Annotated in this window: 25 protein-coding genes; 13 read left to right on the top strand and 12 right to left on the bottom strand. The window is 67.4% G+C overall.

The genetic code is table 11. The features are described from left to right. Positions 1 to 299: 299 nt before the first annotated feature. Positions 300 to 425, top strand: a complete 126-nt coding sequence (locus tag AABQ55_RS10385; RefSeq protein ID WP_272804959.1) for a hypothetical protein — start codon at positions 300 to 302, stop codon at positions 423 to 425. Positions 426 to 600: 175 nt separating this feature from the next. Beyond that, positions 601 to 783, top strand: coding sequence for a hypothetical protein (locus AABQ55_RS10380; RefSeq protein WP_245082718.1), 183 nt, complete (start codon positions 601 to 603; stop codon positions 781 to 783). A 31-nt stretch (positions 784 to 814) separates the two neighbouring features. Here the strand turns inward: AABQ55_RS10380 and AABQ55_RS10375 are convergent, their stop codons facing one another. Then, positions 815 to 1,594, bottom strand: coding sequence for an SOS response-associated peptidase (locus tag AABQ55_RS10375; protein WP_272804958.1), 780 nt, complete (start codon positions 1,592 to 1,594; stop codon positions 815 to 817). A 60-nt stretch (positions 1,595 to 1,654) separates the two neighbouring features. Between AABQ55_RS10375 and AABQ55_RS10370 the strand changes: the two genes are divergently transcribed. The 4 genes from AABQ55_RS10370 (at position 1,655) to AABQ55_RS10355 (ending at position 3,669) form a co-directional block, all read left to right on the top strand. Next, entirely contained in the window at positions 1,655 to 2,089 is a 435-nt protein-coding gene (locus AABQ55_RS10370; protein WP_272804957.1) for an NUDIX hydrolase, read from the top strand. Next, positions 2,086 to 2,508 (top strand): TIGR02301 family protein, encoded by a 423-nt coding sequence (locus AABQ55_RS10365; RefSeq protein WP_272804956.1) that lies wholly within the window; start codon positions 2,086 to 2,088, stop codon positions 2,506 to 2,508. Before AABQ55_RS10370 ends, AABQ55_RS10365 begins: the two co-directional genes overlap by 4 nt. 92 nt (positions 2,509 to 2,600) lie before the next feature. Next, entirely contained in the window at positions 2,601 to 2,870 is a 270-nt protein-coding gene (locus AABQ55_RS10360; RefSeq protein WP_245082708.1) for a hypothetical protein, read from the top strand. Positions 2,871 to 2,886: 16 nt separating this feature from the next. Beyond that, a complete protein-coding gene (locus tag AABQ55_RS10355) occupies positions 2,887 to 3,669 on the top strand; it encodes a hypothetical protein (protein ID WP_272804955.1) in 783 nt (260 codons plus the stop codon). Positions 3,670 to 3,672: 3 nt separating this feature from the next. Here AABQ55_RS10355 and AABQ55_RS10350 read toward each other — a convergent pair whose 3' ends face one another. After that, positions 3,673 to 4,278, bottom strand: a complete 606-nt coding sequence (locus tag AABQ55_RS10350) for a nucleotidyltransferase domain-containing protein (RefSeq protein WP_272804954.1) — start codon at positions 4,276 to 4,278, stop codon at positions 3,673 to 3,675. 171 nt (positions 4,279 to 4,449) lie between these two features. On the opposite strand from AABQ55_RS10350, the gene ygfZ reads away from it, so the two are divergent. The 5 genes from ygfZ to AABQ55_RS10325 all read left to right on the top strand — a co-directional run bounded on the left by ygfZ (position 4,450) and on the right by AABQ55_RS10325 (position 8,328). Beyond that, positions 4,450 to 5,295 carry a CAF17-like 4Fe-4S cluster assembly/insertion protein YgfZ gene (ygfZ, locus tag AABQ55_RS10345; protein ID WP_272804953.1) on the top strand — a complete coding sequence of 282 codons (846 nt, stop codon included), beginning with the start codon at positions 4,450 to 4,452 and terminating at the stop codon, positions 5,293 to 5,295. Continuing rightward, entirely contained in the window at positions 5,292 to 5,921 is a 630-nt protein-coding gene (locus tag AABQ55_RS10340; RefSeq protein WP_272804952.1) for an HD family hydrolase, read from the top strand. The genes ygfZ and AABQ55_RS10340 overlap by 4 nt, the downstream gene beginning before the upstream one ends. Before the next feature lie 4 nt (positions 5,922 to 5,925). Continuing rightward, positions 5,926 to 6,459: a tyrosine phosphatase family protein gene (locus AABQ55_RS10335; RefSeq protein WP_272804951.1), complete on the top strand. Its 534-nt coding sequence runs from the start codon at positions 5,926 to 5,928 to the stop codon at positions 6,457 to 6,459. Further along, a complete protein-coding gene (locus tag AABQ55_RS10330) occupies positions 6,459 to 7,430 on the top strand; it encodes an NUDIX hydrolase (RefSeq protein WP_272807430.1) in 972 nt (323 codons plus the stop codon). Before AABQ55_RS10335 ends, AABQ55_RS10330 begins: the two co-directional genes overlap by 1 nt. 67 nt (positions 7,431 to 7,497) lie before the next feature. After that, positions 7,498 to 8,328, top strand: coding sequence for a mechanosensitive ion channel family protein (locus tag AABQ55_RS10325; protein ID WP_244770096.1), 831 nt, complete (start codon positions 7,498 to 7,500; stop codon positions 8,326 to 8,328). 3 nt (positions 8,329 to 8,331) lie between these two features. On the opposite strand, the gene AABQ55_RS10320 is transcribed toward AABQ55_RS10325, so the two are convergent. The 7 genes from AABQ55_RS10320 to AABQ55_RS10290 form a co-directional block, all read right to left on the bottom strand. After that, complete coding sequence (locus AABQ55_RS10320; protein ID WP_133033221.1) at positions 8,332 to 8,847, bottom strand: superoxide dismutase family protein; 516 nt, start codon at positions 8,845 to 8,847, stop codon at positions 8,332 to 8,334. Between the two features lie 69 nt (positions 8,848 to 8,916). Continuing rightward, entirely contained in the window at positions 8,917 to 9,822 is a 906-nt protein-coding gene (gene nadC, locus AABQ55_RS10315) for a carboxylating nicotinate-nucleotide diphosphorylase (protein WP_272804950.1), read from the bottom strand. Continuing rightward, a complete protein-coding gene (locus tag AABQ55_RS10310; RefSeq protein WP_272804949.1) occupies positions 9,819 to 10,190 on the bottom strand; it encodes a type II toxin-antitoxin system RelE/ParE family toxin in 372 nt (123 codons plus the stop codon). Before AABQ55_RS10310 ends, nadC begins: the two co-directional genes overlap by 4 nt. Beyond that, positions 10,187 to 10,444, bottom strand: coding sequence for a type II toxin-antitoxin system ParD family antitoxin (locus AABQ55_RS10305; protein WP_272804948.1), 258 nt, complete (start codon positions 10,442 to 10,444; stop codon positions 10,187 to 10,189). Before AABQ55_RS10305 ends, AABQ55_RS10310 begins: the two co-directional genes overlap by 4 nt. A 60-nt stretch (positions 10,445 to 10,504) precedes the next feature. Continuing rightward, entirely contained in the window at positions 10,505 to 12,103 is a 1,599-nt protein-coding gene (locus tag AABQ55_RS10300) for an L-aspartate oxidase (protein WP_272804947.1), read from the bottom strand. Positions 12,104 to 12,324: 221 nt separating this feature from the next. After that, positions 12,325 to 13,404 (bottom strand): quinolinate synthase NadA, encoded by a 1,080-nt coding sequence (nadA, locus tag AABQ55_RS10295; RefSeq protein WP_244770092.1) that lies wholly within the window; start codon positions 13,402 to 13,404, stop codon positions 12,325 to 12,327. A gap of 170 nt (positions 13,405 to 13,574) precedes the next feature. After that, on the bottom strand, positions 13,575 to 14,810 hold the full coding sequence (locus tag AABQ55_RS10290; RefSeq protein ID WP_272804946.1) for an MFS transporter: 1,236 nt from the start codon (positions 14,808 to 14,810) through the stop codon (positions 13,575 to 13,577). A gap of 301 nt (positions 14,811 to 15,111) precedes the next feature. Between AABQ55_RS10290 and AABQ55_RS10285 the strand changes: the two genes are divergently transcribed. Next, positions 15,112 to 16,104: a magnesium transporter CorA family protein gene (locus AABQ55_RS10285; RefSeq protein ID WP_244770090.1), complete on the top strand. Its 993-nt coding sequence runs from the start codon at positions 15,112 to 15,114 to the stop codon at positions 16,102 to 16,104. Here AABQ55_RS10285 and AABQ55_RS10280 read toward each other — a convergent pair. From AABQ55_RS10280 to AABQ55_RS10270, 3 genes are all read right to left on the bottom strand, one after another. Continuing rightward, positions 16,101 to 16,946, bottom strand: coding sequence for an MOSC domain-containing protein (locus tag AABQ55_RS10280; protein WP_272804945.1), 846 nt, complete (start codon positions 16,944 to 16,946; stop codon positions 16,101 to 16,103). The genes AABQ55_RS10285 and AABQ55_RS10280 overlap by 4 nt on opposite strands. A 79-nt stretch (positions 16,947 to 17,025) precedes the next feature. Further along, entirely contained in the window at positions 17,026 to 17,679 is a 654-nt protein-coding gene (locus AABQ55_RS10275) for an HD domain-containing protein (RefSeq protein ID WP_272804944.1), read from the bottom strand. 36 nt (positions 17,680 to 17,715) lie between these two features. Further along, the gene (locus AABQ55_RS10270) at positions 17,716 to 20,568 is read right to left on the bottom strand and encodes a DUF2339 domain-containing protein (protein ID WP_272804943.1); all 2,853 of its coding nucleotides are present in this window, start codon (positions 20,566 to 20,568) and stop codon (positions 17,716 to 17,718) included. Positions 20,569 to 20,731: 163 nt separating this feature from the next. On the opposite strand from AABQ55_RS10270, the gene AABQ55_RS10265 reads away from it, so the two are divergent. Next, positions 20,732 to 21,637: a PhoX family protein gene (locus tag AABQ55_RS10265; RefSeq protein WP_272804942.1), complete on the top strand. Its 906-nt coding sequence runs from the start codon at positions 20,732 to 20,734 to the stop codon at positions 21,635 to 21,637. Positions 21,638 to 21,678 lie beyond the last annotated feature (41 nt).

Raw genomic sequence — 21,678 nt, 5'->3', positions numbered from 1 at the left:
ATCTCCCCAAAGGCGTAGACCCGGCTGGCCGGGGCGTTGTCATCCGGGGATTTTGAGGGACGAAAACGGCCGGGCCAGCGCGTGCGCTAGCGAATAATGCTCCAGCGAATGCAGAGTACCGTTTTCATGGCCTGCTTTATCGCGCCGCGCGTGCGTCCGGTCAAGCGGGCGCGGCGCCTTCCGGGACGAAATTCTCGCCGAGGCTCCACTGTTCCCGCGGTGACACACCCGCCCCTGCCGGCATGGGAAAAGAAGGACGAGGCCGGCATAACCCGCCGGCGGACAGAAGGGACAGGACCATGAAGACCCGAAAGACAGACATGCGCCCCGAGACCGACCTTGCCACCCGCTACAATCCGATCGGCATCCGCGCCGTCGCCGCAGCCACACTGATGGCAAGGGGTCGGCCGGCCCCGAGGAAATGAATGTTTGCGGCCGTCACAATATTTGATCGTGAAAACCTGTCTTTTCAGTCGCTTGCCGCAGAGCGATCAAAGTTTGAGCAGAATTTGGCCGAATGGGTCGCGTAAATGCATAGCGCATTGGGGGTAGCAACCGGGGGAAACAGACGGGGCTGCCTGACACTTCAGGAGAAAGACGATGTCGACCGTAAGGAAGCAGCCGCTGCAGAACCCTGCAGCAAACGAAAACCTGCAGGCGCGCTACAAGCCGCTCGGCCTGCCCGCCGTGGTGGCTGCCACGCGCTGCAAGCCCGAAGCGAAGACCGAGGTCAAGCGTCCCAAGCGCGATATCCCGGCCGTGCTTCAGCCGCTCTACGACTGAGCCGCTTCGAGGCCACTTCGCCGGTATGAAATCAGAACAGCGAAAGCTGGTCGGATGACGATGGGGGCGCGTCCGCGCCCTTTTTCTTTTCCGCAGGCGCCTCTTCGGCCCGCTCTTCCACCGGCTCCAGGATATCCGGCCCCATATTGGCGACCTTGCCCACCTTGTCGGACACCGGGATCGCCTCGAAGAAGCCGTCGTCGATCGGCTTCATCAGATCGGTCACGTCGCGCGGCTCCTGCGTCTTGCAGTCGAGCCAGCGCGAAAAATCCTCCCGGCGGATGACGACGGGCATGCGGTCGTGGATGCGGGCGATGTCGTTGTTCGCCGCCGTCGTCAGGATCGCGCCGGTATCGACCTCCGAGCCGTCGGCGGACGACCATGTCTCCACCAGCCCGGCAAAGGCGAGGATCTCGCCTTTCTTCGGGCGGATCCAGTAGGCCTGCGCCTTGCCGCCCTTGCCCTCCGGCCGGCGCCATTCGAAGAAACCGGAGGCCGGCACGAGGACGCGGCGATGGCGCATGGCGGCGCGGAAGGAGGCCTTGCCGATCGCCGTCTCGGCACGCGCATTGATGAGCAGCGGGAAGTCGCGCGGGTCCTTCACCCAGCCGGGCATGAAGCCCCAGCGCACCAGCATGGCCTTGCGCTCCGGCAGGTTGCTGCCGGGCTGTTGCCGTTCGCCCGCGACGATGACCAGGATCGGCTGCGTCGGGGCGATGTTGTAGCGCTCCGGCAGGTCGTCCAGTTCGGCGAGGTCGAAATAGTCGCGCGCAAGATCCCGCTTGGCCAGCAATGCAAATCGTCCACACATGGCATCGTCATCGCACTTTGCCTATAAGGGGTCAATCGAGCGCAACCGGACCGGACCGCGATGAAGATATCCAAGACGCCCCAGCCCGCCTCCTCCGCCATCATCGAGCGCGACGGACGCTATCTCCTGGTCCTGCGCAGCAACCCGCCCTCGGCCGACATGTACGCCTTTCCCGGCGGACGCGGCGAAGAGGGCGAGACGCCGGCCGAGACGGCGCTGCGCGAACTCTTCGAGGAGACCGGCATCCGCGCCGAAAAACCCAAGCTTTTCGCGACCTACGACCTGCCCGGCCGCGAGGACGGCCCCGGCAGCCCGTCGTTCCGCCTCTCGGTCTTCAAGGTGGAGGCGGATGCCACGGCCATCGCCGTCGCTTCGGACGATGCGGCGGCGGTCGGCTGGTATACGGCCGAGGAAATAAAGACGCTGCCGGCGCCGGACAGCGTGCGCGAGTGCATCCGGCGGCTCGAGGCGGAACGGACGGGGCAGGACGCATGACGGTGATTCGGCTCGCCCTCCTCCTCGGCCTGGCGCTTGCCGCGCCCGCCTTTGCCCAGCAGGCGAAGGGCGACGCGAAGGAAACGCCGCCGGCAGCGGCCGTCGAGGAAAAGCCGGCGCCCTATGACGAACGGCTGGAACGGCTCTCGGAAATCCTCGGCGCCGTGCACTACCTGCGCAATCTGTGCATGGACAAGCCGGAGGACGGCTGGCGGGCCTCCATGCAGCGCCTCATCGAGCTGGAAGCTGCCAACGAGCCGAAAAGACAGGAAAAACTGACCGCGGCATTCAACCGTGGATATCGTTCCTTCGCCGCCATCTATACCGCTTGCACCGACTCGGCCGTTGTCGCAGAAGAGAGATACCGTAACGAAGGTGCAACACTTGCCACAGAAATTACCGCGCGCTTCGGAAATTAGCGGTTAATTAACCTCTTTTTACAGGACCCAGTGCCGTTTTGGGAAAAGGCTGCTAAGGTCGTTAACAGTCAAGTAAGAACTGAATGCCTCGCATGGACCGATCAATGGAACCTACTCTCAACGATATCGACGAGATGATCGTGCACGAGAAGATGCAGGCCGCTCTGGAACACCAGAACGAGGCTTGGGCCGACGGCATGGCTGATGGCATCGAACCGGAAATCATCGCCGATGCCGCGATCGCGCTTGCCATGCGCGAAACGATCCGCATCCATGGCGAACGTGGCGCGGAGGCGATGCTCGAATCGCTGCGCGAGCGCATGCTGGCCGGAGAATTCTCCCCCGAGCGCATCCTGCAATAGGCTGGAAAGACAGGTCATGCAGACGTCGACTGGCGGCAAAACGCTGTTTCGCAGCAGCCTCATCGTATTGTCGGTGCTTTTCACGACGGCGGCGCTGGTGGCGCCCGCCCGGCCCGCCTTCGCCCTCAGCGAACTGAAGAACGAGCAGGGCCAGGTGCAGCAGAAGCCGGCCGAGGGCAGCGAGACACCGCCCGTCGAGGAGGAGCAGGAAGAAACCGACCCCCTCGAACTGCCGATGCCCGACCCGCTGATTCGCCGCAACGAAGCCGTGACCGAACCCTCGGACGGCACGCCCGCCGCGGACGACAAGGCCGCCGACGAGCCCGAGGTTCCGGTCGAGTTCCTTTCCGACATCGCCAAGGCGCCGGAGCCCGTGCGCCGCATGCGCGAGCTCATCGTGGAGGCCGCCGCCTCCGGCGATATCGAGCGCCTGCGCCCCCTGCTCGGCAAGGGCATGACGGAAACGCAGGTCTCCATCGTCGAGACCGACGAAGGCCCTGTCGAGACCCTCAAGGGCCAGTCGGGCGACGACGAAGGCATCGAGGTGCTGGCGATCCTGCTCGACGTGCTGGCGACCGGCTTCGTGCATGTCGGCAAGGGCACGGCGGACGAGCTTTATGTCTGGCCCTACTTCGCCGAAAAGCCGCTCGCAACGCTGACGCCACCGGAAAAGGTGGATCTGCTGCGCATCGTGACGGCCGGCGATTTCGCCGACATGAAGGAATTCGGCAGCTACAATTTCTACCGCGTCGGCATCACACCGGATGGCCAGTGGAAGTTCTTCGTCACCGGCGACTGAGCCTTACAGGGCCTTGCTCCAGGCATGATCGGGATGGGCCAGCGCGAGGCCGGCCTTCAGCCAGCGCCGCTCGGCCGCGTCAAGCCGCGGCAGCGCCCTTGCGAAATCCGCCTCGTCCTTGCCGCGCCGGTACTTTGCCTTGAAGAGCAGGATGATCTCGGGCGCGAGATAGGCGATGCCATCGGCGGTCCTGCGCACGGCCTCGGCGCGCGGCCGGCGGATCGACGGGTCGCGCTTGTAGACCCAGGTCTCCGGCGTGCCGTCCTCCAGCATCATGTCGACACGCCAGCAGCCCGCCGCCACATCCTCGCACCAGACCTGCGCGATGCCTGACGGCGGCATCTCGTCCGGACCGAGCGGCTCGACATGGCCATCGCCGGCCGCATGAAGGCGCAGGCCCGGCAAGGCCGCGCGGAAATGGATGAAGTCGGCGCGCAGGATAGTGAATTCGAGGTCCTCGTGCGGGCGCGTCTCCTCCCCGTGCCAGAGATCGAGCGCCCAGCCGCCCGCGACGCACCAGGGCCGCGCGATGCCGGCAAGCCGGCGGGCGAGCTCCCGCGGATGCCAGGCGGCCCATGCATCGTGGGGAAGTGCCGTTGCGGCGGTCATGGCGGAGCCCCTGTCCTCTCGTGGCCGTCCTTCTCCCCCATCCGGAAGCAGGGGGCAAGACGGCACGACCTTGCGAAAGGCGCCCGGTCGTTCTACCTCTGTTTCAACGGGTGCGATCATGCACCGCCCGCTGCCGCATGGTGCCGGCGGGCGCAAACCCTGGATCGAATCATGCCTTCCGTCACGCTTTCCGGCCGCGCCTTCCTCCGCATTTCCGGTGCCGATGCCGAAACCTTCCTGCAATCGCTCATCACCACCAACCTGCCCGACCTCTCGGCCGGCGAGATCCGTCCCGGCGCCCTTTTGACGCCGCAGGGCAAGATCCTGTTCGACTTCCTGATAAGCCGCGACGGCGACGGCGCCTTCCTGGTCGAGACGGCGGACGAGCAGCGCGATGCGCTTCTGAAGCGGCTGACCATGTACAAGCTGCGCGCCGCGGTCGATCTCGCCGCCGTCGAGGGGAACGCGGTGACGACAAGCTGGGACGCCGCCGAGGCGGATGCCCCGCAGGACGGCCGCTTCGCGAAGGCAGGCCTTGCCGTCTCCCGCCGCCCGGGCACGGGCGGCAGCGACGACCCGGCGCTTTACGAAACCCTGCGCATCGGCGCCGGGCTCGTCGAAGCCGGCCGCGACTATGCGCTCGGCGATGCCTTCCCGCACGACGTGCTGCTTGACCTCACCGGCGGCCTTTCCTTCCGCCAGGGCTGCTATGTCGGCCAGGAGGTCGTCTCCCGCATGCAGCACCGCGGCACAGCGCGCCGCCGCCCCGTCATCGTCAGCGGCGAGACCGCCCTTCCCGCCACGGGCACCGAGCTTCTGGCCGGCGGCAAGCCGATCGGCACGCTCGGCAGCGTGTCCGGCACGCGCGGCCTTGCCATCGTGCGCATCGACCGCGCGGCCGACGCCATCCATGGCGGCACGCCGATCACCGCCGACGGCATGCCCGTCACCGTCGCCCTGCCGCAGTGGACGGGCCTTGCCTTCCCGCAGGAAACCGCCGAGGTGCCGGCGCAATGAGCGGAGCCGCCCGCGCCAAGACGGAGCCCCGGGCCTGGCAGCGCATGCTGTCCGGCCGCCGCCTCGACCTGCTCAATCCCTCGCCGCTCGACATCGAACTGTCCGACATCGCGCACGGGCTTGCCCGTGTCGCGCGCTGGAACGGCCAGACCAATGGCGACCATGCCTTTTCGGTCGCGCAGCATTCGCTGGTCGTCGAGGCGATCTTTCGCCGGCAGAACCGCTGCAATGCCGACGACTGCCTGATGGCGCTGCTGCACGACGCGCCGGAATACGTGATCGGCGACATGATCTCGCCCTTCAAGGCGGTGGTCGGCGGCGGCTACAAGACGGTGGAGAAGCGGCTGGAGGCGGCCGTGCACCTGCGCTTCGGCCTGCCGCCCGCCACCCCCGCGAGCCTGAAGGCCAGGATCAAGAAGGCCGACCAGGTCGCCGCCTTCTTCGAGGCGACGGAGCTTGCCGGCTTCTCCCATGCCGAGGCGGTCAAGTTCTTCGGCGCGCCGCGCGGCATCACGCTGGAGATGATCGAGATCGCGCCGTTGCCCGCCACCCTCGCGCAGCAGCGCTTCGCCGATCGCTTCGAAGCGCTGGAGCGGGAGCGCGGCCCGCTCGCCGCGGCGGTGTGACGCGATGGGTACGATCGTCGTCGCGCCGCTCGGAAAGATCGCGGAACTGGCCGTGCGCCACCGCTGCCGCGACATGCTGAGCCTTGTCGCGCCGAAGCAGAATTTCCACCGCCCGGCCATCATCGCCGCCGATCGCCACCTGATCGTCGGCGTCAACGACATCGCCTTTGCCGGCACCGGCAGCCTCGTCGCGCCCGGCGAGGAACATGTGGCCGCGATCGTCGGCTTTGCGCGCGGCTGGGACCGGCAGGCGCCGCTGCTCGTCCATTGCATGATGGGCGTTTCCCGCTCCCCCGCCGCCGCGCTGATCGCCGCGCTCGCCGTGGAGCCGGACCAGGACGAGCACGACCTCGCAATGCGCCTTCGCCGCGCCTCCGTGCAGGCGACGCCGAATGCCCGGCTGATCGAGATCGGCGACCATGTGCTGTCGCGCGGCGGGCGGCTCGTCGCCGCCGTCCGGGCCATCGGCCGCGGAGCCGACTATGTCGGCGACAGCCCCTTCGTCTTTTCCGCCGCGCCGCAGACGCTGCAGCCATGATGGAGAGCCGCGCCCGCCCGCCGGTCGAGATCGGCCTCAACGCGGCGGTCGTCGCGATTTCCGGCCGCAACCCCTGCATCCTCGCCATCGGCGGGGGCGCGGGCGGCCGAGACGCCCTGCCCTTCGGCCCCTTCGACCCGCACCAGCACCGCACCTTCGAGACGAGCCTGCGCGCCAGCGTCGAGGCGCAGACAGCGCTGAAGCTCGGCTATATCGAGCAGCTCTACACCTTCGGCGACCGCGGCCGCCAGAAGCTGCCGGACGAGGCCGGCACGCACATGGTCTCCGTCGGCTATATCGCGCTTACCCGCACCGATGCGGAGGCGAACGAGCGGCTGGCGGAAGCCGGCGCCGCCTGGCGCGACTGGTACACCTACCTTCCTTGGGAGGACTGGCGGCAGGGACGGCCGGCGCTGATCGACCAGCTCATCCTGCCCGCCCTGAAGGCCTTTGCGGCCGACAACACGCGTGAGGAACGGGCAAGCGCCCTGCCCTCGATGCGCACGCGCCTGCGCCTCGCCTTCGGCCTCGACGACTTCCCCTGGGACGAGGAGCGCGTGCTGGAACGCTACGAGCTTCTCTACGAGGCCGGCCTTGCCGAGGAGGCGGTGACGGACGGGCGCACCGGATCGTGCCATCCCGCGCCCGGCGTCGCCATGCGCCACGACCACCGCCGGATCCTTGCGACCGCGATGGCGCGGCTGCGCGGCAAGATCAAGTACCGCCCGGTGATCTTCGAGCTGATGGCGCCGGAATTCACGCTCACGGAGCTGCAGGCGACGGTGGAGGCGATCTCCGGACGGCACCTGCACAAGCAGAACTTCCGCCGGCTGGTCGAGGGCGCCGAACTGGTCGAGGCGACGGGCGGGTCCACCGCCGCCACCGGCGGGCGCCCCGCCGCGCTCTTCCGCTTCCGCCGCCGCATTCTCGAGGAGCGTCCCGCGCCGGGGCTCAAGGTCGGCATGCGCTAGAGCAATTCCAGCCGGAACTTATCCTGCATCCTGCCATTCCCCCTTCGATATCAACGGGGAAAGGTTCATGGAACAACAGGCAACCGACATCATCGTTGCGACGCGGGCGGCGCTGGCGCAGGCGAGCGCGCTTGCCGTGCAATATTCCTTCTCTATCCTCGGCGCGATCGTGCTGCTCGTGCTCGGCTGGTTTCTCTCCCGCATCCTGCACCGCTGGGCGCTCACCGGGCTTTCGCATGTGCGCGGCATCGATGCGACGCTCGCGCATTTCTTCGCGAACATCCTGCGCTATGCGGTCCTCGTGCTCGTCTTCGTGACGGTGCTCGGCCAGTTCGGCGTGCAGACGGCCTCGATCATCGCCGCTCTCGGTGCCGCAGGCCTCGCCATCGGCCTCGCCCTCCAGGGTACGCTGCAGAACATCGCCGCCGGCATCATGCTTCTGGTGCTGCGCCCCTTCCGGGTGGGCGAATATATCGAGACGAAGGACGTTTCCGGCACGATCACCGAAGTCGGGCTCTTCGCCACCGAACTCAAGACGAGCGACGGCCTCTATCGCCTGGCGCCGAATTCGACGCTCTGGAACACGCCCGTCACCAACTACAGCCGCGAACGCACCCGAAAGCACGATCTGCAGGTGAAAGTGCCGAACGATCGCGACATCGACAACGAGATCGACCGGCTGCTGTCGATCGCAAAGCAAGATCCCATGATCGAATCCGTGCCGCCGCCGCAGGTCTTCGTCGACAGCCTGGAGGAGAGCGCGGCCGTCCTGACGCTGCGCTACTGGGTATCGACGCCGCAATGGTTCAAGACGACGCGGGAGATGAACCGTCGCGTGCGCATCGCCTTCGGGCAGAAGCTTGGCGGGCCGGAGCCGGATGCGGCCCCGGCCGAATAGGCCCTATTCGATCACGGCGCAGGCGAGGCGGTCGCCCGCGCCGCCTGCCGGGTCGGTGCGGTAGTCGTCCGAGCCGGCATGCACGACGAGCGCGCGGCCGCGGATGCCGCGCTCGGCATCGTCGAGGCGCACCATCGTCGAATAGACCTGGGCCCGCAGCACGCCATCCTCGGCGACATACTGGTTCGGCAGGTCGCCGGCATGGGGACCGTCCGCCGAGACGAAGCCGTGACTCTTTTCATCCGGATTGAAATGGCCGCCCGCCGATTCGTGGCCGCCCGCATGTTCGCAGGTTCCGTTCTCGTGGATGTGCAACGCCACCCATTTGCGCGGCTCGAGCCCGGAAACCTCCACCTCGAACAGCACGCCGTCGCGCCCGGCGGTCACCTGCGCGCGGCCGGTCTCCTTGCCGTCACGGTCGACGAAATTCGCCCGCGCCGTATCCGTCGCCTGCTGGGCGGCGGCGGGCAGGCTCATGAGCGGGGCGGCCAGTACCGCGCCTGCAACGATCTTCCACATGATGCATCCTTCCGATTGCCATTGTCCATGGAACCGGAACGCATCGTCCGCCGGGGTGTTCCGGACGGGTCAGCTCACGACGACGTCGAGGCCGATGTCGAGCGTCGGCGCGGCCATGGTGATCTTGGAGGTCGAGATGTAGTCGACCCCGGTTTCGGCGATGGCGCGGACGGTCTTGATGTTCACGTTGCCGGAGGCTTCCAGCTTCACGCGGCGCGGATCGGCGGCATAGGTCGCCTCGCTCAACCCCGCGCAGTCGCGATTGATCTCGACGGCGCGGCGCAGGAGCTCCGGCCCCATATTGTCGAGCAGGATGACGTCCGGCTGCGCCTCCAGCGCCTCCTCCAGTTCCTCCAGCGTCGTCACCTCGACCTCCACCTTGACGAGATGGCCGGCGAAGGCGCGGGCGGCATGGATGGCGCCGGCGACCCCGCCGGAGACGGCGATGTGGTTGTCCTTGATGAGGATCGCGTCGTCGAGACCATAACGGTGCGACGAGCCGCCGCCCATGCGCACGGCATATTTTTCGAGCGCGCGCAGGCCCGGAATGGTCTTTCGCGTGCAGCAGACCCTGGCCGGCGTATGGGCGATCTCGGCGGCGAAACGCGCCGTGTAGCTCGCCACGCCGCTAAGGTGCATGAGGAAGTTGAGCGCCACCCGCTCGGCCGAAAGCACGGCGCGGGCGGGGCCGGAAACCCGCGCGATCACCGTGCCTGGCGCAAGCCGGTCGCCGTCCTTCACGAAGGCCTCGAAGCGGATTTCGGGATCCATCAGCCGGAACGCCGCGCGGACGAGATCGAGGCCGGCGACGACGCCGTCCTCGCGCGCATTCAGCTCCGCCCGCGCCGAACGCTCCGGCGCGATGGTCGCCTGGCTGGTGATGTCGCCGGCGCGCCCAAGGTCTTCCGACAGCGCCGCGCGCACCTGGTCCTCCACCATCAGGGGCGAGAGAACGGGGAGATAGGGGGTGGTCATGGCGAAGAATCCTTTTCAGGGCTGTTGGCGTCGACGAGCCGCTTCAGCGGCTCCATGCGTTCATGCAGGACGCGGAGAATGACGATATCCTGTGCCTCATCCGTGCCCGCGGCAAGATGATAATAAAGGACATGCGCAGCGGCGTGGCGCCGGGCTGCGGCGCGGGAAAGATGCATGGAGCGCACGCCGGGGCGAAGCTCGTCGCGTGCACGCGACGCTGGCCGGAGCGGGTTTTCAGCCAGGAGGTCCATGTCGTGCTCGATCAACGCGGCATAGTGCATGGCTTGGGCAACGCCGAAGGCCGTCGCCGTGTAGCGCGCGATCTCCGCAAGGTCCCGCTCGGCCTCAACCGTCAGCCGAACGGTCATTTCTCGCCGATGGCAGCGGTGAAGATGTCCGTGACGGAGCGGCCGGAAAACTCGCCCCGCTCCGACTGAGCCAGCCCGGCATCGACCGCCTTGCGCAGGAGCGCGAGCTTGGCCGCCTCGCTTTCCCGTTCCTGGCGCATCAGGCGCAGCGCATCGCGCACGACCTCGCTTGCCGAGACATAGGAGCCGCTCGCGACGGCCTCCTCGATGAAATCGGTGAATTCCGGGGTCAGGCTGACATTCAGCGTCGGCATCGTGCGATCCTTTCGCCCGATTCTAGCGTGGGAAGAGCGATTGTCAATTTTTGCCAAGCCTCAAGCCGCCGCCGTTTCCGAAAGGTCCGCCGCCACCTTCTCGGCATCGGCGAGGGTGAGGAAGGTGCGGTGCTTCCAGTCCGCCTTCTGCTCGGTGAAATCGGAGCGGAAGTGGCCGCCGCGGCTTTCCTCGCGCAGATAGGCGCCCGTCGCGATGAGCTTTGCGGTGGTGACGATGTTGTGGAAGCGCATGCGGCTGTTTTCGCGCTCCAGCGCAGCGATCTCGCGGATCGCCGTCTTCAGGCCCTCGCGGCTGCGGATGACGCCGACATGGTCGCTCATGACGCGGCGCAGGCGTTTCAGCGCCGGGCTGTCCTCGATTGTGACGAGGTCGTCGCTCTCGCCGGCATTCTTGCCCCAGTCGTTGATCTTCGGCTCCGGCAGCATGCCCTTGATGTTTTCCGCGATGCGCGCGGCGAAGACCACGGCTTCGAGCAGCGAGTTTGAGGCAAGGCGGTTTGCGCCGTGCACGCCGGTGGAGGTGACCTCGCCGGCCGCCCACAGGCCGTCGATCGAGGTGCGCCCCTCCGCATCCGTCAGCACGCCGCCCATGTGGTAGTGCACGGCAGGCACGACGGGGATCGGCTGCGTGACGGGATCGATGCCGGCGGCGATGCAGGAGGCGTAGACCGTCGGGAACATGTCGGGGAAATGGGCGCCGACCGCCTTGGTGCAATCGAGGAAGGCGCCGCGCCCGGCCTGCACTTCCGCAAAGACGCCGCGCGAGACAATGTCGCGCGGGGCAAGCTCGCCGTCCTCGTGGATATCCAGCATGAAACGATGGCCCGCGGCGTTGACGAGGTGCGCCCCATCACCGCGCAGCGCCTCGGTGGCGAGCGGCGCCGGGTCGCGGCCGATATTGATGGCGGTCGGGTGAAACTGCACGAATTCCGGATCGGCGATGATGGCGCCGGCGCGCGCGGCCATGCCGACGCCCTGGCCGCAGGCCTCCCACGGATTGGTGGTGACGGCGTAGAGATGGCCGACGCCGCCCGAGCAGAGCACCACGGCGCGGGCCGGGAAATGCACGCGGTTCTTCGACTGGCCGGCATCCGGACGTGCGACGACGCCGGAGATGAAGCGGCCTTCGCGCACCAGCTCCTCGACGACATAACCTTCGAGAACCCGGATCGACGGCGTCTTCCGCACGGCGGATATCAGCGCCTCCATGATGGCCTTGCCGGCCATGTCGCCCTTGACGCGCACGATGCGGCGCTCCGAATGGGCGGCCTCGCGGGAGAGCAGCAGCTTGCCCTCAAGGTCACGGTCGAAGGGCACGCCGTATTCGAGCAGGTCGTGGATGCGCGCCGGGCCCTCGGAGACCATGAAGCGCGCCATCTTCTCGTCGACGATGCCGGCACCGGCCTCGAGCGTGTCGGCAACGTGCTTTTCGAACGTGTCGCCGGGGCTCATCGCCGCCGCGATGCCGCCCTGCGCCCAGGCGGAGGACGCCCCCTGGCCGATCGGCGCGGCGGCGAGGATGGTGACGGGACGCGGCGCGAGTTTCAGCGCGCAGAACAGGCCGGCAAGCCCGCCGCCGACGATGACGATATCGTCGATGCCGTTCCAGGATTGCGGGCGGAAACTGTCTATGGGCATGTCATACTCCTCCGACGCTTCGGTCCGCCAGTATGCCCCTCACCTGCCTGCCGGCATCCTCTCCCCGCAAGCGGGGCGAGGAGCACCAGCCTCGCCGCTTTCCCCCTTCTCCCCGCTTGCGGGGAGAAGGTCCCGGCAGGGGGATGAGGGGCAGCGGCAACGGATCGGCGTAATGGCTCTTCGGCGCTGCCTTTCTCGAAATTTCGCGCTGACGCGCTACTCTACTGCTTCAAATTCACCATCCGCTCGACGGCAAGGCGGGCACGATCGGCTATCGCCGGGTCGACCACGACCTCCTCCGTCATGTGCACCAGGCTGTCGAGGATCTTCGGCAGCGTGATGCGCTTCATGTGCGGACAGAGATTGCACGGCTTGACGAAATCGACGCCCGGCAGCTCGGCCTGGATGTTGGAGGCCATGGAGCATTCGGTGACGAGCAGCACGCGCGGGGGACGGTGGTCCTTCACATAGTTGATCATGCCCGAGGTGGAGCCGGCGAAATCGCAGACGGCGATGACATCGGGATGGCATTCCGGGTGGCCGATGATCTCGATGCCGGGATGGGCCTCCTTGTAGGAGAGCAGCTCGGCCGCCGTGAAGCGCTCGTGCACCTCGCAGTGCCCCTTCCAGGTGAGGATCTTCTTGTTCGTCTGCTTGGCGACGTTCATCGCCAGGTACTCGTCCGGGATGCAAAGCACGGTGTCGCTCTCCAGGCTCTCGACGACCGCGAGCACGTTGGAGGAGGTGCAGCAGATGTCCGTCTCCGCCTTCACGTCGGCGGAGGTGTTGACGTAGGTGACGACCGGCACGCCGGGATAACGCTGCTTGAGCAGGCGCACGTCCTCGCCGGTGATCGAATCCGACAGCGAGCAGCCGGCCCTGGCGTCGGGGATGAGCACCGTCTTTTCCGGGTTCAGCAGCTTGGAGGTCTCGGCCATGAAGTGCACGCCGCACTGAATGATGATCTCGGCATCCACCTTGGTGGCGTCGCGGGCGAGCTGCAGCGAATCGCCGACGATGTCGGCGACGCAGTGGAAGATTTCCGGCGTCTGGTAATTGTGCGCGAGGATGACCGCGCCGCGCTCCTTCTTCAGCCGGTTGATGGCGGCGACATAGGGCGCATAGACCGGCCATTCGAAGGCGGGGATGAACTGCTTCACCTTCTCGTAGAGGTGTTCCGTCTCGCGGGCGATCTCGGGCGTGAAGGTGAGGTCCGGTTTCTCGGCGACGCCGAAGCGCTCCGCGGCAGTGAGCGGACGAGCGGCTTCGGCCATCCCCGCATGCTGGGCCAGAACGGTCATGGAACCCTCCCTTTCTTCCGCCGCCCTCCGGCGGAAAGGCTATTTTGCTCAATTTGAGCATAATAGCTTCAAAACAAAACCGGCATTGCCGGTGGTTCAGATTTAGAAACTTTTGTGACGGTTTGCAAGAAGCCCCGTCCGAATTCCTTCGGGCGGGGCGGGATTCCGGATCAGGCGGCGGCCGGGCGCACGACGCCCCTCTCCTCGATCGGCCAGTGCACGATCGCCGCGAAGATGCCGAGCGCCGCGCCGAGCCACCAGACCGGATCGTAGGTGCCGAAATGGTCGTAGAGATAGCCGCCCATCCACACGCCGAGGAACGAGCCGACCTGGTGCGAGAAGAAGACGATGCCGCCGAGCAGGCCGAGATGCTTCGTGCCGAACATGATGGCGACGAGGCCGTTGGTCGGCGGCACGGTGGAGAGCCAGAGCAGGCCCATGACGATGGCGAAGACGATGACCGAGGCCGGCGACTTCGGCAGGAGGATGAAGGCCGCCACCGCGACCGAGCGGGCAAGGTAGATATAGGCGAGGAAATAGGGCTTCGAATAGCGCTGGCCGATGAAGCCGGCGGCGAGCGAGCCGATGATGTTGAAGAAGCCGATCAGCGCCAGCGCGATGACGGCATAACGCGCATCGATGCCGATATCGCCGAGATAGGCGGGGAAATGCGCGGTGATGAAGGCGACCTGGTAGCCGCAGACGAAGAAGCCGGCGACCAGCAGCAGGTAGCTGCGATGGCCGAGCGCCTCGCGCAGCGCCTCTCCGATGGTCTGCTTGTATTCGCTCGCCGCGGTGATGCCGGAAGAGGAGTTGCCGCGCAGCGGAATACCGAGCAGCGGGACGATGAGCATCAGGATGCCGAGATAGACGAGGCTGTCCGACCAGCCATAGGCGCTGATGAGGCCCTGCGACAGCGGCGCGAAGAGGAACATGCCCGCCGAGCCCGCGGCCGTGCAGATGCCGAAGGCCATGGAGCGCTGGTCCGGCGTCACGTTGCGCGCGAAGGCCGAGAGCAGGATGCCGAAGGAGCCGGCACCGACGCCAAGGCCGACCAGCACACCGCCACCGACATGCAGCCAGAGCGGCGAAGTGCCGAGCGACATCAGGAACAGGCCGAGCGCATAGACGAGGCCGGAGACGAGCAGCACGCGCCAGGTGCCGAACTTGTCGGCGATGGCGCCGAAGAACGGCTGGCTGACGCCCCAGGCAAGGTTCTGCAGCGCCATGGCAAGGCCGAAGGTGGTGCGGTCCCAGCCGGTATCCTGCAGCATGGGCAGCTGGAAGAAACCCATCGCCGAGCGCGGGCCGAAGGTGAGCACCGCGATCAGCGAGCCGGCGAGAATGATGAGCCACGGCATAGGCCGGCTGGCGGCAGGTGCCGCAACGACGGATGGGGTGGACATGGTGCGTCTCCGGAAATCAGGCCCGGACCCTACGCCGCACCATGCATTAACAAAAGCGAATTTAATTGACCGGACGATCAGCCGGATTGATGAAAGCCCGATGCGCCGCGCTCCACCGGATGTGCTTGACGCCACGGCATTTTGGGCGCATGCCCCCGTCCGGCGTCACATGGCGCCAACCGAACCCGGATAAGATCATGGACCCCGACAGTCGACTATCGAGAGCAATCGAGCGACCGATCCGGTAGGAGCCCCGAAAAGGCTTTGCTCCGGACGGCGAGAATGCCTCAAGGAGTGAAGCATGCTGCAAATCTATGCCCGCAGGGCGGACCGCTTCTGCCTGCGCGAAATTTCCAACCCGGCCATCGAGCAGGCGATCGCCCCTGCCCTCTGGTACGACCTCCTCAGCCCGACGCCCGAAGAGGTGACGGACGTGGAGGCGGCCCTTCATGTCTCCATCCCGACGCGGGAGGAGATGGAGGATATCGAGCTGTCCGCCCGCCTCTACCAGGAGGACGGCGCGGAGTTCATGACGATGACGGCGCTCACCAATCTCGACGGCGACGAACCGATGAAGATGCCGGTCACCTTCATCCTCAAGGGCCCGACGCTGGTGACGGTGCGCCATGCCGACGCAAAGCCCTTTACGACCTTCTGCAACCGGGCACTGCGCAGCAACGGCCACAGCTACGAGACCGGCGAGGACGTGATGCTCGGTGTCATCGAGGCGGTCATCGACCGCATGGCGGACGTGCTGGAACGGCTCGGCAACGAGATCGACGGCATTTCGCGCGGGGTCTTCCGCAGCAAGACGGGTTCCTCCACCAAGAAGACGCGGGACCTGGAAGCGCTGATCGAGCAGCTCGGCCGCAAGGGCGATTTCCTCAGCGGCGTGCGCGAAAGCCTCGTCAGCATCTCGCGCCTCGTCGCCTATCATGCGGCGGTGGAGAGCCCGGCCCGCCGGCCCTCGAAGGACATCCGCCAGCTCGTCAAGCTCGTGCAGCGCGACGCCGCCTCGCTCGGCGACCACGCCGCCTTCCTGTCGGGCAAGATCAACTTCCTGCTCGACGCGACGCTCGGCCTCATCAACCTGGAGCAGAACCAGATCATCAAGATCTTCACCGTCGCCTCGGTCGTCTTCCTGCCGCCGACACTGGTCGCCTCGGCCTACGGCATGAATTTCGAGCTGATGCCGGAGCTGCAATGGACCTTCGGCTACCCTTATGCGATCGGCCTGATGATCTTTTCCGCCTTGATGCCGTTTCTCTACTTCAAGCGGCGCGGGTGGGTTTAAGCCCGCACCTTCATCGGCCAGCGTTCGCTGCGCGTCCGCGTCACGCGCACCGTATCGCCGAGGCGGACCTCGCCCTCGCCGCGCGGCACGGCGTTCCAGCCGAAGAGCACGCCGGGCACGCGGCGGTCGGCGGACATGCGCTTTTCGGCAAGGCCCTGGATCGGGTTGCCGCCGATGCGCTCGCCGGTCATCTGGTCCTGCGTGGTCATGATGCAGCGGGCGCAGGGTTTGACGAAATCGAAGGCGATGCCGTTGATCTCGATCGATTCCCACAGGTCCTCCGCCCAGGGCTCGTCGCAGGAGACGAGGATGTTGGTGCGGAAGCGGTCCATGCCGACGGGCTCCTGCCCCTTGGCGATAAGGGTGCGGTTGAGGTCGGCGAGCGAGCCGGTGGTCGTGACGAGGACCGGGAAGCCATCGGCGAAGGCGACCGGTGCCGGGCTGCCGGCCCAGTCCTCGCCCTCCAGCCGCGCGGCCCCGGCATCCATGTGCACCAGCTTGACCGGGCGCGCGAGCCAGTCCGACAGGACGTCGTTGACGGCCTCGTCGGCGACGGCGGCGTTGACCGGGCTGTCCCAGACGGTCACGTCGAGACGGTCCTCGGGATCGAAGCTGGCGAAAAGCTGGCGACCTTCCATTTCGAGATGCAGGCTTTCGCCGACCGCCGTCGCCTCGACGCGGGCCAGCGCCTGCAGCTCGCGCTGGGTGATGAAGCGGCCGTCCGGCTCGACGACCATGAAACGCCGGTCGCCGGCAAGGCCGTCGAGACGCACGGCGGCGCTTTCGACGGGGATGGCCCGGCCGCTCTTCAGCGGGTGAATGTTGAGACCCTCGACCTTCATGCGGGCGACCTTTCCTGAAACGTTGATTCAACGGCCTGCCGGAGAGATTCAATACGGCGGCACAAAAGCATGTTTTTCTTCAGATTTCATCCAGGAGCATGGCGCGGATCGCCCGCAGGCGCTCCGTCCGCTCCCCCGCCATGCGCGCACCCGCCGCCGTCTGGAACCCCTCCGCCAGCTTGAACAGCTTGACCTCGAAATGATCGATGGCGAAGGCCTTGTCGTCGAGCGGGCGGTTTTCGCCGAGCGGATCCAGGGGATCGTAGAGGCCGCTGCCCATGCGGCCGGCAATGTAGAAGCAGCGCGCGGCACCGATCATGCCGATCGCATCGAGCCGGTCGGCATCCTGCAGGATTTTTGCCTCCAGCGTCTGCGGGGCAAGATTGGCGGAGAAGCTGTGCGTGAGGATGGCGTGGGCGACGGCGGCCACATCCTCCTTGCTCCAGCCTTCGGTGGCAAGCAGGCGGGCCGCCTTCTCGGCGGCAAGGCGCGAGGCCTCGGCGCGCAGCGGCGAATTCTTCTCCACCGCCACGCAATCGTGCAGCAGCACGGCGGCCGCCAGCCGCCGCGGGTCGCCGCCCTCCTCCGCTTGAATACGACGCGCGCTCTTCCAGACGCGGATGAGATGCGCGGCGTCGTGCGAGCCGTCATCGGCCGAAAAGGCCTGCGGCAGCAGGCGCTCGGCAAGGGGGCCGAGGGGCGAGAAGGCGGCAGCGAGGCAGGCGAAGGTCATGGGCGATCCGCAAGTGGTTGCCCATGACCTAGCCTGTCACGCCTCGGCGTTCAATTCCGCCTTTTCGCCGGTCCCGGACTTTCCCGAGAGGATCTTCTGGTAGAACAGGCCGATGCCGATCAGCACCGCGCCAAGCCCGATGAAGGAGAGCGCCCGGAGGATGCCTTCGAGATTGGCCATGTCGACCAGGAAGACCTTGATGACCGCGATCAGCACGAGGCCGGCGGAGGCAAGGCGGATGCTCTTGGAATCGAACTTCGAGCCGACCGCCAGCAGCAGCACGCCGAGCAGCAGCCAGACGACCGAATAGGTGTAGGTCTCCGGCTGGAGGAACCCCTTCCAGTCGGCGATGCCCTCGCCATGCCAGTAGCGGCGCACGCTGAGCGTGACCCAGGCGAAGGCGAGCGCCACGCCGGTCAGCGCCAGCATGATCACATAGGGCATCGGCCGCCGGCCCCGCGCATGGAAGGCAAGGCCGCCATAGGCGATGCCGGGCAGCAGGTAGCCGACGAAGAGAAGATCCAGGAACGGCCACTCGCCGAGCAGTTCGCCGGTGAAATAGGGGTTGAGGCCGACGAAATGGGCGCTGAGGATCGACAGGACCGAAAGCCCGCCGACCACCATGGAGCCGTAGCGGAAGACCGGGCTCGGCGATTTCAGGTCGAGCGACATCAGGATCGCCGAAGCGCCGATGACCAGCAGCGTGTAGATCGACTGCTCGCCGAGCGTCGGCACGGAACTGTCGAGCACGCCGCCGTTCATGCCGTGCCGCACGAGGATCGCCGCCGTCAGCAGAAGGAAGAGGCTGGCCAGCGCCTGCAGGAGATTGCGGATTTGCGTGCCCGGCCAGCGGCGCAGCTCGAAGGCCGAAAGCGCGAGCAGAGCGGCCGGAATGCCGTAGCCGGCGAGAAGCTGGTTGAAGACCGGCGTCTTGGAAAGGTTCGCCGCGCCGACGATGGTCGGCTCCCAGCCGATGCGGCCGGCGACGATCGCGGCCGCCCCGGCCATCAGCCAGGGCAGGACCGGCCAGCGGCGAAGGCGCGTCGCGAAGACGGCGGCCGTGCCGAGGACCGCGATGCCGAGCGTCGTGGCAAGGCCGTCCGTCATGGCATGCAGCGCCAGCACGAGGAAGGCGAAGCCGCCGGCGGCGAGCGCCCATTGCGGAATGAACGGACCGTCCTCCTCCGCCCGCCCGCGCGAAAAGACTTCGGCAGCCGCAAGGAAGGCGAGGCCGAGCGCCACGGCGAGAAGACCATGCTTGAGGTCGAAGGATAGGTTGCCGAAATTGAGGAAGCTCAGCGCGAGGATGGCAAAGGGCACGGCCGGGGCGATGAGGCTCCAGAGCGCGGAAAAGGCCGACGACCCCGCCATGCGCAGGCGCACCGCCGCAAGGCCGACCGCCGCATAGGCGACGGCGAGCAGGAGCAGCAGGTCGACCGGCACGACGGCGATCACCGGCACCGGCAATGGCAGCGCCGCGGTGTCGTCCAGCGCCGGCGGGGCCAGGATGGAGACATCGTCGAACAGCAGGCCGCCCGGCCCGACCACCATCGCACCGACGCCGACCACGGCCGCGATGGCGGAAAAGAGCGCCGGGTAGATCGCCCAGCCGCGCAGCGCGCCGAGCACGGCAAGCGCCATCACGATCGCGGCAAAACCGTAATCCGCCCGGGAAAGCGCCGGCACCGCATTGGCCAGAACCAGCGCCGGGAAGGTCAGCGCCAGCGCGCCGGTCAGCGACATGGCGACGGCGGGCGGGGCAAGCAGGCGATCGAGCGGATCGGCGGAGGCGGCGCCCGTCGCGGGCGGCACGTCTTCCGCCGTGATGCTGCCCGGCCAGATGACGCCGTGGCCAAGCGCCAGCACGAGCATGGCGAAGAGCAGCGGCACGACCGCGACCGTGCTCGCCTCCGAAAGATAGAGCACCGCCCAGAGCGCCATGCCGGCATTGGCGAGCGCCGGCACGACCTGCCACCGGCGGATGCGCGCGGCGGCGAAGGTGGCAAGCCAGGCGACGGAGAGGAAGCCGAAGAGGCCCCAGGCGCTCGGCTCCTCGGTCGCGACCAGCGCGGGCGTCACCAGGGAGGCGAGGAGGCCGAGGCCGGCGAGCGCCTGCCCGTGCAGAAGCGACAGGCCGATCGTCGCGAAGGAAACGGCGGCGAGCAGCACGAAGGCGGTCAGCGGACCGAAATAGCCGTAGAGTTCGTAGGAGACGTAGGTGACGGCAAAGAGCGTGATGGCGCCGGCGGCCGTCAGCACGCCGGGAATCATGGCGTTCTGGAAGGCGTTGGCGATGACCGGCAGGGTACGGCGGCGCACGAACTCGCCGACCGCCATGAGCACGAGGCCGAAGACGGCGGCCAGCGACAGCCGCACGGCCGGGCTGAGCAGCCCCGCCTCGATGGAATACTTGACCATGAAGATGCCGCCGAGCGCCAGCGCGATGCCGCCCACCCAGACGGCCCAGCGCGCGCCGATGCGGCTTTCGAAGCTCTCCTTCGGCTTTGCCGCGACCACGGGAACGGCGGAGGCCGTCGCGACGGCTTCGTCCGCGCCCTCGCTTGCAACCGCCGCTTCGGCCGGAACGGCGGGCCCGCCGCCGAAGATGGAGCGGCCCTTCCCGGCCTCGTCCGTCCCCGTTGCCTGCGCCGTGGCCCAGGGGCTTGCGAAATCGGCGGGCGCCGGTTCCTCCGCCGCCTCTTCGGGGGCGGTTTCCGCGGTTTCCGCGGCCGCCGTCCCCACCGGGGCCGCCGCCCCTTCGGCCTTCAGCGCCTCGACCTCGCGCTTCAGCCGCATCACCTCTTCGCCGAGTTTCTGCACGCTGTTTCGCGAAGCATTGAGGGTATAGAGCGCCAGGCCGATCGCGACCAGGGAGAGGATTTCGAGCATTGCGACTCCAACGCGGGCATTGTCCGGGCGCGGAGACTACCCGGTTTTTTCCAAAGACTAAACGGGGTTACGTTTGAGGCCGGCGTTCTCTTCGGTATTGTCGCATGGTTTTCATGCAAGGCGGGCAGAATGGTGCCTCTCTACGTCAGCCTGGGAGCCCGCCATGACCGAGACCCTTCGCAACGCCGCCGCCGTGCATGCGGAACGGCACCCCGGGGGTGGCCTCGGCTATGCGCACGCCATCGTTCGCGGCCTCGGCAATCTTCTCGGCCGCCGCTCCGCGGCTGCCGGCCAGGCCCCGGAGAAGGCGCTGGCCTCCACGGCGGACCGTGCAGCCTCGCACCGGCGTGTCGCCGCTGCCGGCTGCCTCACGCCGTGGGGGACGCGGCTGATGGCGGAGGTCGATCTTCATGATGACGCCGCCGGCCCTTCCGGCGCCCCTGCCGGCTGGATCGTCGAGGTCGATCCGCAGGATCCGGACGCCGCCCCGAAGAGGCGGACCGCGCTCGGCCGTCTCGGGCATCGCGGCCTCTCCTGCCTCGTCAACGGGGATGGCCGCGTGGTCGTCTATTGCGGCGATGGCGGAGGTTCCGGACACCTCTACAAATTCATCACGCACGGCACCTGGCAGCCTGGGGACCGCACCGCCGGCCGGGACCTCCTCGACGACGGCACGCTGTTCGTCGCGCATTTTGCCGCCGATGGCGAAGAGGACGGGATGCCCGTCGTGTTCGACGCGGCACCGCTGGTGATGGAGCACGGCACGCTGGCATGGATGCCGGTCGTTGCCGGGAAACGCCCGCTGACCGCCGCCTACGGCTATGCCGGCCCGACCGGCGTGCGGACAGAAACGCGCCGCGCCGCCGCACTCCTGCGCGCCACCCGCATGGACGGCATCACGGATGTGACGGCGGATCCTGAGGCCGGCACGGCCCGCCTCCGGCTGGCCGGCAGGCAGACGGACGCCCGCAGCCGGTTCAACCACGTCATCGAGATCACCGAAGCCGGCGGCGACGCCGCCGCGCTGCGCGCGCACTGGGAAGTGCTTTCGACCCACAGCGGCCATTGACCCCTCGACGGCGGGGCCGAGGCCCGGGCACTGCCTAGAGC

The sequence above is a fragment of the Shinella sp. WSD5-1 genome (genome assembly GCF_963942435.1).
GTDB lineage: Bacteria > Pseudomonadota > Alphaproteobacteria > Rhizobiales > Rhizobiaceae > Shinella > Shinella yambaruensis.
Note: the sequence above shows the minus strand (reverse complement) of the source record. Positions and strands in the feature narration are given on the sequence as shown.

Bases quoted from the DNA above. Each gene is read 5' to 3' on its own strand.
- AABQ55_RS10375 (WP_272804958.1), bottom strand. From the start codon at position 1,594: ATGTGTGGACGATTTGCATTGCTGGCCAAGCGGGATCTTGCGCGCGAC.
- AABQ55_RS10355 (WP_272804955.1), top strand. From the start codon at position 2,887: ATGCAGACGTCGACTGGCGGCAAAACGCTGTTTCGCAGCAGCCTCATC.
- AABQ55_RS10275 (WP_272804944.1), bottom strand. From the start codon at position 17,679: ATGACCTTCGCCTGCCTCGCTGCCGCCTTCTCGCCCCTCGGCCCCCTT.
- AABQ55_RS10385 (WP_272804959.1), top strand. From the start codon at position 300: ATGAAGACCCGAAAGACAGACATGCGCCCCGAGACCGACCTTGCCACC.
- AABQ55_RS10365 (WP_272804956.1), top strand. From the start codon at position 2,086: ATGACGGTGATTCGGCTCGCCCTCCTCCTCGGCCTGGCGCTTGCCGCG.
- nadA (WP_244770092.1), bottom strand. From the start codon at position 13,404: ATGACCGTTCTGGCCCAGCATGCGGGGATGGCCGAAGCCGCTCGTCCG.
- AABQ55_RS10335 (WP_272804951.1), top strand. From the start codon at position 5,926: ATGGGTACGATCGTCGTCGCGCCGCTCGGAAAGATCGCGGAACTGGCC.
- AABQ55_RS10290 (WP_272804946.1), bottom strand. From the start codon at position 14,810: ATGTCCACCCCATCCGTCGTTGCGGCACCTGCCGCCAGCCGGCCTATG.
- AABQ55_RS10265 (WP_272804942.1), top strand. From the start codon at position 20,732: ATGACCGAGACCCTTCGCAACGCCGCCGCCGTGCATGCGGAACGGCAC.
- AABQ55_RS10330 (WP_272807430.1), top strand. From the start codon at position 6,459: ATGGAGAGCCGCGCCCGCCCGCCGGTCGAGATCGGCCTCAACGCGGCG.
- AABQ55_RS10285 (WP_244770090.1), top strand. From the start codon at position 15,112: ATGCTGCAAATCTATGCCCGCAGGGCGGACCGCTTCTGCCTGCGCGAA.
- AABQ55_RS10280 (WP_272804945.1), bottom strand. From the start codon at position 16,946: ATGAAGGTCGAGGGTCTCAACATTCACCCGCTGAAGAGCGGCCGGGCC.
- AABQ55_RS10340 (WP_272804952.1), top strand. From the start codon at position 5,292: ATGAGCGGAGCCGCCCGCGCCAAGACGGAGCCCCGGGCCTGGCAGCGC.
- AABQ55_RS10370 (WP_272804957.1), top strand. From the start codon at position 1,655: ATGAAGATATCCAAGACGCCCCAGCCCGCCTCCTCCGCCATCATCGAG.
- AABQ55_RS10380 (WP_245082718.1), top strand. From the start codon at position 601: ATGTCGACCGTAAGGAAGCAGCCGCTGCAGAACCCTGCAGCAAACGAA.
- nadC (WP_272804950.1), bottom strand. From the start codon at position 9,822: ATGACCACCCCCTATCTCCCCGTTCTCTCGCCCCTGATGGTGGAGGAC.
- AABQ55_RS10305 (WP_272804948.1), bottom strand. From the start codon at position 10,444: ATGCCGACGCTGAATGTCAGCCTGACCCCGGAATTCACCGATTTCATC.
- AABQ55_RS10300 (WP_272804947.1), bottom strand. From the start codon at position 12,103: ATGCCCATAGACAGTTTCCGCCCGCAATCCTGGAACGGCATCGACGAT.
- AABQ55_RS10270 (WP_272804943.1), bottom strand. From the start codon at position 20,568: ATGCTCGAAATCCTCTCCCTGGTCGCGATCGGCCTGGCGCTCTATACC.
- AABQ55_RS10350 (WP_272804954.1), bottom strand. From the start codon at position 4,278: ATGACCGCCGCAACGGCACTTCCCCACGATGCATGGGCCGCCTGGCAT.
- AABQ55_RS10325 (WP_244770096.1), top strand. From the start codon at position 7,498: ATGGAACAACAGGCAACCGACATCATCGTTGCGACGCGGGCGGCGCTG.
- ygfZ (WP_272804953.1), top strand. From the start codon at position 4,450: ATGCCTTCCGTCACGCTTTCCGGCCGCGCCTTCCTCCGCATTTCCGGT.
- AABQ55_RS10310 (WP_272804949.1), bottom strand. From the start codon at position 10,190: ATGACCGTTCGGCTGACGGTTGAGGCCGAGCGGGACCTTGCGGAGATC.
- AABQ55_RS10360 (WP_245082708.1), top strand. From the start codon at position 2,601: ATGGACCGATCAATGGAACCTACTCTCAACGATATCGACGAGATGATC.
- AABQ55_RS10320 (WP_133033221.1), bottom strand. From the start codon at position 8,847: ATGTGGAAGATCGTTGCAGGCGCGGTACTGGCCGCCCCGCTCATGAGC.